This window comes from Microbulbifer sp. THAF38 (assembly GCF_009363535.1).
GTDB lineage: Bacteria > Pseudomonadota > Gammaproteobacteria > Pseudomonadales > Cellvibrionaceae > Microbulbifer.
Map to the genome: position 1 here is coordinate 4,147,540 of NZ_CP045369.1, position 12,392 is coordinate 4,159,931.

Annotated in this window: 9 protein-coding genes; 2 read left to right on the forward strand and 7 right to left on the reverse strand. The window is 45.9% G+C overall.

What is annotated here, in order from left to right; genetic code table 11:
- Window positions 1-184 precede the first annotated feature (184 nt).
- Both FIU95_RS17930 and FIU95_RS17935 read left to right on the forward strand, forming a co-directional pair.
- Window positions 185-2,020 (forward strand): VCBS domain-containing protein, encoded by a 1,836-nt coding sequence (locus tag FIU95_RS17930; RefSeq protein ID WP_152455155.1) that lies wholly within the window; start codon window positions 185-187, stop codon window positions 2,018-2,020.
- Between the two features lie 64 nt (window positions 2,021-2,084).
- The gene (locus FIU95_RS17935; protein WP_152455157.1) at window positions 2,085-2,381 is read left to right on the forward strand and encodes a hypothetical protein; all 297 of its coding nucleotides are present in this window, start codon (window positions 2,085-2,087) and stop codon (window positions 2,379-2,381) included.
- Window positions 2,382-2,462: 81 nt separating this feature from the next.
- On the opposite strand, the gene FIU95_RS17940 is transcribed toward FIU95_RS17935, so the two are convergent.
- The 7 genes from FIU95_RS17940 to FIU95_RS17970 form a co-directional block, all read right to left on the reverse strand.
- Entirely contained in the window at window positions 2,463-3,974 is a 1,512-nt protein-coding gene (locus FIU95_RS17940; protein WP_152455159.1) for a tryptophan halogenase family protein, read from the reverse strand.
- Between the two features lie 137 nt (window positions 3,975-4,111).
- Entirely contained in the window at window positions 4,112-6,952 is a 2,841-nt protein-coding gene (locus FIU95_RS17945) for a TonB-dependent receptor (protein WP_152456452.1), read from the reverse strand.
- Window positions 6,953-7,275: 323 nt separating this feature from the next.
- Window positions 7,276-8,238, reverse strand: a complete 963-nt coding sequence (gene glk, locus FIU95_RS17950; protein WP_152455161.1) for a glucokinase — start codon at window positions 8,236-8,238, stop codon at window positions 7,276-7,278.
- A 309-nt stretch (window positions 8,239-8,547) separates the two neighbouring features.
- Complete coding sequence (locus tag FIU95_RS17955; RefSeq protein WP_152455163.1) at window positions 8,548-8,856, reverse strand: DUF1272 domain-containing protein; 309 nt, start codon at window positions 8,854-8,856, stop codon at window positions 8,548-8,550.
- A 368-nt stretch (window positions 8,857-9,224) separates the two neighbouring features.
- Complete coding sequence (locus FIU95_RS17960; protein ID WP_152455165.1) at window positions 9,225-11,195, reverse strand: hypothetical protein; 1,971 nt, start codon at window positions 11,193-11,195, stop codon at window positions 9,225-9,227.
- Between the two features lie 259 nt (window positions 11,196-11,454).
- A complete protein-coding gene (locus FIU95_RS17965; protein ID WP_152455167.1) occupies window positions 11,455-11,766 on the reverse strand; it encodes a cupin in 312 nt (103 codons plus the stop codon).
- 51 nt (window positions 11,767-11,817) lie between these two features.
- Window positions 11,818-12,108, reverse strand: coding sequence for a hypothetical protein (locus FIU95_RS17970; RefSeq protein WP_152455169.1), 291 nt, complete (start codon window positions 12,106-12,108; stop codon window positions 11,818-11,820).
- Window positions 12,109-12,392: the final 284 nt, after the last annotated feature.

A 12,392-nucleotide genomic window follows, 5' to 3' on the forward strand; every position in this document is an offset into this window, starting at 1 on the left:
TCTGATAGGTAATTCAGAAGGTAATTTCCTAGATTATTTTTACTTTAATTTCGCCAAGAGTACCTAATAGGTATCAATTCCTGAATATTCACAGTAAAGCTCCAATATCCACCCGATTTCACAGAATATGCAGATCTCTAGCCTATAATCCTGCGCAAAATTACAGATGGATATCAAGAGCAATATGAAAGATTCGATAAAACTATTTTCAACCATCAGCTTGGCGGTATTCTTGACTGCTTGTGGTAGTGGGGGCGGTGACGGTGGCTCTGATAGCGCTGCAGGAAATGGCAGTGGCAGTGGCAGTGGCAGTGGCAGTGGCAGTGGCAGTGGCAGTCAAGAGACTGGCATCGGTACAATTAGCGGTGGTGAAGGCAGTGTTACCGAAGACCGCACAGTCTCTACGAGTGGCAAGCTCATTGATGATGCCAACCCCAGCCAGATCTTTGAAAATAGTAGTTTTCAAGGCACTTATGGCACCCTGACAACCTCAATTGATGGCAGCTGGCTCTATACCCTAGATAGCGCTCTCTCCGATCCCCTGGATGCAGATGAGCAGGCCACCGATTCGTTTACCCTCGGTGTGGGTAATGGCAATGACGTCACAAAAATTAGCATTCAGATAACCGGCGCTGACGACCCCTATTCTTTCAAACCTAGCATGCCCCTCTCTTCATTGGTTTTTAATGACAAAGAGTACGCCTCTGGTAAGTTGGAAATCGATGATGTCGACGGTAATACCCCCCTCTTCAGTGCAGACTCCATTGAGGGTAAATATGGTCAATTTACCCTTCAGAGTGATGGAACCTGGGAATACTCACTTAATAGCAACAGCGAGGCATTAAAAACAGGAGAAACTAGTGAAGACACGATCAAATTTCTACTTACAGATGGCAGCCAGCAATCAGTAGTTTTTTCAATTGCTACAACAGCCTCGTCTAAAAACAGTATCGTTTTTATATTTATGAATTTCTCCGACGCTATCGCCACCAGAGAGGCGGGGGTTAGCGAAATTGCCGACATGGTCTTCAATGAAGTCGATTCTCTTGATAATGCCTATCTGGAAAATTCCCAGGGCCAACTCAAGTTCCTTAGGCACCGAATCGATAACGATACTCTGCAGCATTATTGCTATGGTGAGGAGGGTGTAGAAAAAAGCTCTATTGACTGTATTACATACACTATTCCAGACCCTCAAAATGGGGGAACATTAAGCGTTGCAGATGCACAAGCTCGCCAAGGCCAGGGTGGCAAGTACACCGATGGTGGTTTTTCCTGGAGAGACGATGCCCATCAATGGGCCAAAAATAACTTGGTTGATGATAACGGTCAGCCTTTGAACTTAAGTGATTGGCGCCACCAAGTGTATATCTACCCTTCAGAAGCCGAAGATGCCGGTTTGATTGGTACTGGTATTGCCTCTGTGGGTGGCAAGTGGAGTATTGTTGCCGCACGCACCGATCAATTGGTGATGGGGCATGAGCTGGGTCACAATATTGGCCTTGGCCACGCAGGCTGGGACGAAGATAACGATGGTACAGCCGAAAATGAATACGGTACCGCCGGCTCCCTAATGGGCAACCGGTCAAAATCTCGCCTATTTGGCAGTGCCCACCGGGAAGTTATGGGTTGGTACAAGTCAAATCCAGAGTACACTACAACCGTCAGCCAGATCGCTGGCAGTGCCCAGGATATAGAGATTCAGGCCATAGAGCTGACAGCAGGTGAGCTCTCCGGGACACTTCCTCAACAACTTAAAGTGCAAAGCAATGGTAGTAAAAATGGTAAAGATTACTACTATGTTAACTATCATATTGGCCACAACATTCTAAATCCAAGGTCTCATTATGCCAATTCAGTGACCATTCACTATTTGCATGATATAGATTCAAACCATGTCGCCGTACTGGAAAAACCAGGTGATTCTTTTAAAGATGACAATGTCGGCCTCATGATTACTTACAAATCTAACAGCGAGCCTGGCCAATCTGCAGTGATATCGGTCGAATATGATAAGTAAGGATTATGAAAACAGTCAGAGAGTTACTTGAGCCATCAATCATTTTATTTAGAAGGTAGTCTTAATGTATAAGGTTTTATTAATCGTATTCACCATTACTTTTAGTCTTTTCTGTCAAGCAGAGGAAGTCGTTACTGGGACTTTAGAGGAAATTATCTCTGAAGACTTTAAAACCGGTAAGGTAGAACGTCGTTTCAGCATCAAAGATGAAGCTAGCGGTAATTATTATTTTATTGACGCTAAAGAGGTTAAGCAAAAGGGCATGAAATCTGGGGACCGGGTAAGAATTCGCGGTGAACGGGGCGATAAGCGGATGCTGCACATGAAGGAAACCAAGAAGCTGGAAAAGACTGTAGAATAATAGGTTCCTCAGAGCCGGGCTAATGAAAAGTATCCGGCTCTATCTTTTCCCTGAAAATCTTCAATTCACCCTAAGATAGTTTCAAATGGACTGCAACATCCTTAAATGTTCGCAGTGCGATCCAAAGTTCAATGCGCAACGTCTATTGAACTCCCGAATATCTTCAATTTTATATTTATTTGCCAAGTCACTGCCCGGGCGCAGCTGTTGCTGATCTGGGTAGATACCCTTGCCTGTCAACAAGCAGTTCCAGGATACATTGGGAAAGTAGATATCCAGATTTTGATTTAGCAGTTCATCGGTAATATTCTTACCGGCCATCCAGGACTGCAATATAGACCGCAGAGATTGTGAGATTTTTTCATTGGTGCTATTGGCAATCCAGTAATCAGTATCCCTACGCGAACTGATTCGGTAGTGACAGACGATGTAGTCACGTACGGCATCAAAACGGGCGCTGATGCGATTATTAAATTCGTCCCTATATTTATCGGTGTAGTCGCCATTGTTATAGGCTTCGATAAATCGCACCACGGTCTCTTGAACCATATCCAGGGCTGTCGCTTCTAGGGGTTCTATAAAACCCTGAGAAAGCCCCACGGCTAGGCAGTTTTTTGCCCAGTGCTGAGCTACCCGACCAACTTTGAACTTCAACTGACGAGTCTCTACATCACTATCCAGTAGTCCCAGATGGGCACGAATTTCTGTTTCCGCTTTGTCAGCATCCACAAAACTAGAGCTATAAACATAGCCATTGCCATTGCGATTGGTCAGGGGAATTTTCCATGCCCAACCATACTTCATCGCTTTAGATATTGTGTGAGGAGCAAAATTTTCTTCTTGCTCGGTCGGAAACACTATTGCCGAATCATTAAAGAGACTCTCCGCACAACTAATAAACGGCACTTTCAGTGTTTGCTGGATTAGGTTCCCACGGAAACCCGAACTATCGACATACAGATCCGCTTTGAGAACCTCACCATCAGTAGTTTTCAGGTGATCAATATTCCCCTGTGCATCGAGCATGGCGCCAGCCACTGTCGCCTCCTTATAGCGAACGCCTTTCTGTTCTGCAACACGCCGCAGGAACTGGCCCAATAAACCAGAATCAAAATGGTAGCCATAGGCAATTTCAAAAGGGAAGTTTTCCGGCGCGACTGGAGATAATTTTTGCCGGATCATCTCAGTTGCCAGAAAGAACTGATCTGGGTGCCCTTCCAGATCGATGCCTTTTCTACGTAAGAAACTATTATGGAAAAATGCCGGGATAGTGAATTGATCTGGTTGAGCGACAAAAGGGTGAACATACTCGGTGAAACCTGGCTTCAGTGACCAGTCTTTAAAGGTGATTCCCACCTTGTAAGTCGCATTGCATTCCGGCATCCACTCCGCTTCGCTAACACCAATCGTCTCCATGAAGCCTTTTAAAGGCGGTGTCGAGCCCTCCCCTACGCCAATAATGCCAATATCCGGTGATTCCACCAGGGTGATTTCAAACCCTTTATCCTGCCAATGGGTCGCCATCAAGTTAGCGGTAATCCATCCGGCGGTACCGCCACCCAGAATAATAATTTTTTTATTTTGACGGTTCATTTCTATTCTCAAATATTCAGAACCTGAACGAAATATCAGGTATTGAGGAATTTCCAACAAAAAACCACCCGGCAAGCAAGGCTCAGCGGGTGGTCTTTTATTACTATTCCAGTTTACACCGGATTAACTAGAAGCACTTAATAGCTATAGTTTAATCCGAGATAAAACTGACGCCCGAATTCAGTATATTCACCGAGGGCACCATCCACCCCGTAAGATTTCACATCCGCTTCATTGGTCAAATTATTGCCGGATAAAACAATATCAATACCATTTTCGAAAGCATAGGAAATCTGTGCATCCACAGTTGTATATTCACGAGCAGGAACTACTGTAGAGCTACCAGGGATTGACATTACTTCTGTAAATTCATCTCTATAGCGCACATTTACATGGCTGCTGAAGTTTCCGATATCCCAAAATACCGTAGTACTCCACACGTTCTCAGATAGACCTGGTAAGGGCATTGTCTCGCCAGCGAGATTACCGCCGGTAACCTCAGTCTCACTTTCTGTGTAAGAATAACTAGCGGTCATACCAAGCCCAGATAGAACTCCTGGGAGCTGATCAAAGGTTTTCGTACCAGCCAGCTCAATGCCGCGAATATAGCCACCCTTATCATTGTTCACGTAGGTTTCAAATGCACCAGCTTCAAAGCCTACCGGAACATCGATACCCAAAGATTTAAACAGAGCTGTGCGTTCAGACTGGCTGTCGAGATAAATATACTGCTTCTCGATCAGACTCTCGATATCTTTCCAGAAGATTGCTGCAGTGACCGCACCACCATCTTCAAAGTAGTGTTCATAAGCTAAGTCAAATTGATTCGCACGGAAGGGATCTAGGTAGGGAGATCCTTTGGTCCAAACATTATAATCATTCTCTCCCGCTGAGTTCCAAGAACCTGCACCGCCCTTTAGCTGGCCAACCGGCGGGCGTCCCATAACTTTTGCTGCGGCGAAGCGAATGTAATCTTGTTCTGATAACTCAAAGTTTAAATTTAATGAAGGTAAGGTATCAGTATATTCAGGGCCATACTCGACATGGCCATAGTCGGTGCTAGTCACACCCAAATCATCAGTGATCGCGGTACCAAGTCCATCACCAATTTTTTGGATGCCTTTTGATTTAACGTCTGTTTCGACAATACGCACACCAAAGTTACCGGTTACAGGTATGCCACCCAATTGGGTATCAATATTCGCCATCGCATAGTAAGCGAATACTTCTTCAGTAACAGCTCCAGACTCAACAAAAGTCCAATCCTTACCATTACTGAAAGTTTTTACACCATTGTAGTTACCAGCACCAAAAATGCTTGATGCAAGGCCATCCATATCAGTGATAACGAAATGATCGGGAGCACCTTCAACGGATTGAACTTTTACGAAACCATCCAGCTCCTGTGGCATGCATTCAATTTCTGAAAGGTTGTCTTCACAGTAACCGTTATACTGCCCATCGCGACTACCATATAGGAAGGTTCCACGATCAGAATCAAAAGTTCTCTCAGAGTAACGAAGACCAGCTTCAATAGAAGCGATTGCGCCCCATTCCAAATCAAATTGGTAGTCCAGTTTGAAGGCTTCAATCTCGTCAGTGTACTCGTGAGGATACTCCTCATAACGAGAAAGACGCATGGTATCCAGGTCAGTAAAATCTACCCCGGCAAAAGCAGCTGAAGGTATACCATCACCTTTCATTGAGTAAGCAAAGCTTTGATTTGCCGCTTCCTGCCAAGTCTCCAGCTCACCGCTATCGTCATACCCCAAGTCATACGCATGCATGGACACAATCTGGTCCTTGCGAGTCTTGGTGCCTTCGCTGTATGAATAATCGAAAGTTAAAGTATGCTGATCAGCAAAACTCCACTCCAAATTCAAGCCAATACTGTCGCTATCTGCCTGGGTGGATTGATCTTCGGAGCGCGCTTCAAACCAGGGACCAATAGTTGTATCGGTGACAGTTGCTGTGCCTGAGGTTGCAACCCCCCCATCTATTATTCCATAAGGGGTGTAACCATCGGTCTTTTCTAAGTTGCCAACAGTAATACCGTGGCGAGTATCAATCCGCTCAAATTCAGACTTGAAATAGTCAAGCTGAGCCTTGAAGTTATCTGTAGGCTGGAATACAACACTGGCCAGATAGCCATCGCGAGTATCTGTACCTGTTCCAGCCTGCCATTGGAAGGCTCGAGGTACATTTACTTCCTCTTCATCTTCCGTAGTTCCGGTGAAGTATCCGAGCTGATCGTCAGCACCTGCACGCGCTTTGGTAAAGTTGTTCGGCTGCTCAAGGTGAGAATAACCCAGAGCTACGCCCACCTTGTCATCCATAAATTTACCCATGTACGACAGCGTAACACGCTCACCGAACTCGTCGGCACCGACGTCATCGGCTGCGTCGTTAAACGACATGCGTACATTGGCATTAAAGTTGTGTTCTTTGTCGGCATCGAGAGGGTTGGCCGTTTTCAGCTCTACAGAGCCCGCTACACCACCTTCGATATGAGAGGCTTTCGGAGTCTTGTAGACCGCCGCCTGATTAATCAGCTCAGCCGGGTATTGGTCAAAAGAAATCCAGCGAGTACTTTCGGTATAACCACTTGTAGAGGCCTGCTCACGACCATTCAGGGTCGTCTGCAGGAAATCGCCGTTCATACCGCGGATATTTAGCTGTGAGGACTGACCGTTGGAGCGCACGGTGGTTACGCCGGGCAGGCGGCCCAGGGCGTCGGCAATAGATTGGTCGGGAAGAGATGACAGAGCACCCGCATCTACCACATCGGCCACCACATCGGCGGCGCGCTTGGCTTCAACGGAGTCCAAAACGCTGGTGCGAATACCGGTAACTGTTACTTCTTCCAGTGTTTCCTGCTCCTGCGCATAGGCCCCAACCGAGGTGGACACGGAGGCCGCGATGGCAGCAGATAGCAAAGTGGGTCTGAGCGCCCCTTTACCTTTATTGGATAGACTCATCATCTTCTCCCTGGACTTATCGTTATGTTGAGACCCTGCATCCTAGGCCGGCCCCCTATCCATAACATCCTCCCCCGAGGGGGGAGGAGGCGGGAGAAACTGTGACTTCAATCACGCTGGTATGCCGCATAATTACACGCGATGCGGCGAAGGTAAATTGCATCTAACAAGGTAGGTGCAAAGGGAGGTGTGGCTTGTAAGAGAAGCTTTAAGCCTTGCGGAGCCCCTGAAAAAAGTGACGATTTAGCGTTAACTTTCCCAAACGTTTTATAGGTGCCCCTGAAACAAATGAACTGATCTATTTCAGGAGCGCAGCAGGCAAATCAACCCTCCAACTGCACCGCAGCACCGATGAGGGCCTGGTAGCCGGCATTCAAGGCATAGACCGGCACGGCTTGCATCCACTGTGCAACCCGCCCCTTGGTGAGAAAGCGCTGCTCAAACTCGCTTTCGGGCAACAACTCTGCGATACGAGGCAGTATACCTCCCCCCAGGAATACTCCACCACGTGCGCCCATATACAGCGCTGCATCTCCCGCGACACTGCCGAGGAAATTGAGGAAATCCAGCAGAGTCTCACGACACATAGGGTCGGAGTTATCCAGGCCACGAGTGCTTACATCCGGTGGTGTCAGCGCTTCAGGGGGTCGACCATTCAATTCGCAGACGGCGCGGTACAGATTTACCAAGCCATTTCCAGAGAGGACCCACTCATTAAAAACTGGTGTACGGCTCTTCATGAGGATCTGAAGTAATTGCAACTCGCGCTCGGTGGAGACTGTCAGGTTGGCATGGCCTCCCTCGCCTGCGAGCACATGGTAGCGTCCATCCGCCTCAACCAGGCCCGCCACACCGAGGCCAGTACCCGGTCCCAGTACCACCATGGGCGCCCCTTGTGGGCGGGGCACATCTCTCAGTACCTTATAATCGCTACTAGTCAGGCGTGGCAGGGATTGAGCCAACGCAGCAAAATCGTTGATCAACTCCAGATGGGGAAACTGAAACTCCTCGGCCAGGGCCGTGGCATCAATACTCCAGCCCAGGTTGGTCATGTAAACGCGACTACCAGAGGGAGTCTTTTCCAGCGGGCCAGCAGCGGCAATACAGGCTTTCTCAGGTCTGGGCTGATTGAGGCCATCCAACCAATGCTGCAGCGCAGCATCAAACCCTTCAAAGCGCTTGCAGTCCACCACTTTCAGTCCCTCTAGCTGATAGCCCTCCGCAACCGGTCTGGCTATCGCAAAACGGGCATTAGTGCCGCCGATATCCGCTACGATACTCGTCATAGTTATCCCTATAAGATCCCCAAAAAAAGGCGATATAAGTTAAGGGGTGAGAAGAAATTATGCTAGCCCCATAGATCAGGGTTGAGGGCAACCTAGCCCATAAAGTAACCGGGTAATCTACTACTGCCCCTGAAGCGAAGAAAATATGCCCTTAAGGACACAGGCTGAGTGCATTACTTCTCTTCGTACCTTTTTTCCCTATTAATGCAGAATAGCTATCACGGCGACAGCATGCTAAACAGCTATTGACCGGAAAATATAATTTGGTCATTAGCACATAACTCTGCATCAATAATCACAGCAAAAAGATCAACGCACTTCAGCAGCAATCTCTCTTAGGGATTCAGCGAAAACTTGCATTTCCTCGTGGCTGAATTTGCTTTTCACTCTCTTTTCTGAAGGTGGCTGAAACTCGAGACCCACGCCTGGGCGCCGAGCCACTTGTGGACGAATGGGCCTTGGGCAAAAACCACCACCGCAATTTGGGCAAACGTTGCTCAGTATGTCTTCAACACAGGTGCGGCAAAAAGTGCACTCATAGGTACAGATCATTGCCTCTGTGGAATTAGGAGGTAGGTCCTTATCACAGCACTCACAGTTGGGTCTCAGTTGTAGCATGTTGAGCTCGCCTTCAGAGTATGGAATTTTTAGTATTGAGAAATCTCAGCTTTATTAAGCAGGTCGACTTTTATTCTTATAACTTCCCAATAAACAATAATTCTTAATAATCTTCAAGCCTTGGGAAGTAATCGTCTAGGGTGAGGTGAACTCTTTGGGGAAAAGGAAGAAACCTTAAAGCAGTTCGTTTATAGCTGGAAGGTGGTTAAAAAAACACTAGCTTAGAGAAATACCGAAATGCTTCTTTAGGCGAGAGTAAGGAGTATATTGACAAGTTTACCCCATAGACCATCACTTCATGTACTCTCAAGTAGAGTAAACTGGATCATTACCTTTTTAAATCCTCCACAGAGTAATGGCTCTCACCCTCATTGGGCTACCGGAGTCACCGGCCGACGTACCGACCCAATAAGAGGGTTACGTACAGGTTTGGCAATACCATAAATAACGACTAACCCATCGCCGCCACCAGCAGTGGCAATTTCTCGACTCGGATTATCATCCAAGACAGCCTCAAGCACATTCCAATTATTCGCCACCCAGACATTGCCCGCATCATCGATAGCTGTATCAGTGGGTTTTTCTATTAAATGGCTTCGATAGTAATGGATTAAATCTCCAGTTTCCTTCCCTTTAGGACAGGCATTGACATCTACGCCACACACTTGCAAAAAGCCTGCCCCGATAAAACTTGATACATAAACTGTATCTGCCCCATCTATAGATACACCGAAACCCACATTGATTTCATTGTTCAATAAGTTAGATTTTAATACCTTTCCTTCAGGAGATATCAAAGTCAAATTTCCAGTTCTAGGAATTTCTTTTTCGTAAGCAAGAAAGTTTTTTACAGATATTTTTAACTGCTCCTGCAATTTTGTTCCAGGAGGTATCTTTGGTAAGGGGAAGCCTGGACTTGCACTGGAAGCTACCCATATATTCCCCTTGGAGTCAATTGCTAAGCCTCTTGGTGAAATACCTACCTGAATTTGCTCTGTTTTCTTCGGATCTGCAGCAGGAAATCGAATAACGGTGTCCGAACCAACATTGGTGACCCACACAATATTATTGTTATCCACTGCCACGCCAAAAGGTGCAAGCAACCCTGGTACTTTAATAACCTCCCCCTCTTTATAGTTACCTCCGGGGAAAAGCACTAGCTGATTTTGCTCAATATCACAGAGCCACACATCGCCGTTGATTGCCGTAGCCATCCCCTGCAGCATGCCTGTCTTGGTGTTAATCCTAGCGGGGCCTAGCACATTTCCATCCAGATCAAAAACACCCACCACACCATTGAAAGAGCTGACCCAGACATTGGTTTCACTTACAGTGGTACCCCAACCAATGCCATTGAGCCCCTGACCGTTGTACCCCAATATTGGAGGCGAAATAGGCATGCCATCAGGGCTCAGGCGAGCGACACCACCCCCGATTGATCTGTTTAATCCAGACTGCGAGCCCGGCATCCAGTTCTGGCCACTCCATAGATTTCCATTGATATCAAACTTCAGTCGGCCAGCGGCAAAGATGCCTCCACCAGAAAGTTTGATCTTTAGGGCAAAATCCTTTGGTGGATATAATAGATAAGGAAGGAACTTTGTATTTCTACGCTGTTTTCCCTCTGGGATCGGATAGTACTTGTTAAACAATTCAAAGTACTTGTCAGCATTAAGGTAGGGTTTCTTTGCCAGCTTTATTAATGCCTCCAAGGTCGTAGCGCTCTCGGATAAGCTGAGGAATTCTTTACAGGCTGTTCTAGTTTCCCTTCCTCCACAGAGTGATACCAAAGCGGCCAAAGTATTCATACGCGCAACGGTTTCAGATTGAGTTAAATTGCCCAATCCCAGCACTGTTCCGCCAAAATTTCCGCTGGAAACATCCGTTAAGTGTTGCACATGGCCTGAGCCAATCTTTAATGCATTGAATGAACCTTGTAGCCTGCCATTTTTCAATTGCTGCGCATTGGGCCAAATAGAACCGATCGTGGTGATTTCATTTATAATCACGGAACTTGGCTTGATTAAGGGAAGAATAGCCAATTGTTCCAAGTACTGGTGGAACTTATCAGAGATCCTACCACCCTTACTTTTAATATATAGAACTGAACCTTCTTCAAGGTAATCATAGGTTAAACGCGCCTTCCCCTGATTATCCGCAACAACTTGATTAAGAAGCTGTGCTTCACGACCGGGCAGTGCTTTCCATAGCTCTATTTTTGCGTCCTTTAGGGCTTTGCCATCAGTTTCTATATTAATATCAATAGTATTCGAAAAAGCCGAAGAGCAGAATAAAAATAAATTGCATACTAGTGCAGTAAGTAGATTCCGAATTTCCATATGAATTGCGCCAAACCTCAGAGGTTCATCTAAACACAGCAAGTAAAGCTAAAGAATAGCTGTATTAGCAGGTATATAGCTCAGAACCAACCAAATTATTATTCAAGGAGGCTGATACCGGGATAAATCGGTAAACTTATGGCATCAATATTATTTTTATGAAAAGGGTATTCTTCCATCACAAGAAAACCGGCATTCAAGGACTATCTGAGCAAACAATGAGAAGCCGGCTTTTATAAAGTCTAGCGATCGATCAGGATCAAATACTTCCCTCCATCTCCACCACTAGTATACGAGCCTCTCCTTGAGGATGAGCCACATGTTCCGTGCCTTCTGAAGCATAAAAGATATCACCGGGATGCAATACCTCAGATTTCACTTTACCATCTTGCTTATAAAACATCTCAACACAACCATCGAGCAGAGCAAATACTTCCTGACCATCATTTACATGCCAAACATAGGGCTTATCGGTCCAATGCAGTTTGGTAGTAACACCATTCATATTGGCAATGAGCTTTGATTCCCAGGCAACCTTTCCTGTAAAGCTCTTACTTCTTATAAATTGCATTAATAAATTAAACCCACATTAAATTCTAAAAAACAACTTGAATTACAACAATTAATCAAATGAAGCATTCAAAGCCTGACCCTCAGCTTCACCCTCACCAAACCCATCAGTAATTTCATCTATCCTACGCACACCAAAAGATACCGTCGGCGGTATCCCCATGCCAAGATCAATATCTGCTACCCGATAATTTGAGCCCTTTGCCTTGAGAATTGCATTGACCTTCTCCTGTTTTTCCACCGCTTTAATAACGGTATTGGCTATCACTTCATCACTACTAAACGCTGTAACAGACTCGTTGACTTTTTCTCCAAGCTGCTTGGCTTTATCTAAAATCCCCAAATGCCTTCTCCCTACGATTCCCTGATGTTTATTTTGATATGACTATTGTACTGATAATATTTTTAATATTCAGTTAAGCATACTATTTCGCTGTTATTTTTTAAGATCCGCCCTCAGCCCCCCCTAAACTACCATTTTGGCATGAGTATTTATTACTGTTCAACGGCTCAACTTGCTACACCCTCATCCAGCAACACCAGCTGTATATTCATTGAACAAGTTTCTACTTAAACGTATTCGCGCTGGCGCTTTTCTTCCAGAAAGATAGAATCGATTACCGATAA

What these genes read in the sequence shown, in the direction of transcription:
- FIU95_RS17935 (WP_152455157.1), top strand. Translation starts at nt 2,085, where the DNA reads ATGTATAAGGTTTTATTAATCGTATTCACCATTACTTTTAGTCTTTTC.
- FIU95_RS17945 (WP_152456452.1), bottom strand. Translation starts at nt 6,952, where the DNA reads ATGAGTCTATCCAATAAAGGTAAAGGGGCGCTCAGACCCACTTTGCTA.
- FIU95_RS17940 (WP_152455159.1), bottom strand. Translation starts at nt 3,974, where the DNA reads ATGAACCGTCAAAATAAAAAAATTATTATTCTGGGTGGCGGTACCGCC.
- FIU95_RS17930 (WP_152455155.1), top strand. Translation starts at nt 185, where the DNA reads ATGAAAGATTCGATAAAACTATTTTCAACCATCAGCTTGGCGGTATTC.
- FIU95_RS17955 (WP_152455163.1), bottom strand. Translation starts at nt 8,856, where the DNA reads ATGCTACAACTGAGACCCAACTGTGAGTGCTGTGATAAGGACCTACCT.
- FIU95_RS17965 (WP_152455167.1), bottom strand. Translation starts at nt 11,766, where the DNA reads ATGCAATTTATAAGAAGTAAGAGCTTTACAGGAAAGGTTGCCTGGGAA.
- FIU95_RS17960 (WP_152455165.1), bottom strand. Translation starts at nt 11,195, where the DNA reads ATGGAAATTCGGAATCTACTTACTGCACTAGTATGCAATTTATTTTTA.
- glk (WP_152455161.1), bottom strand. Translation starts at nt 8,238, where the DNA reads ATGACGAGTATCGTAGCGGATATCGGCGGCACTAATGCCCGTTTTGCG.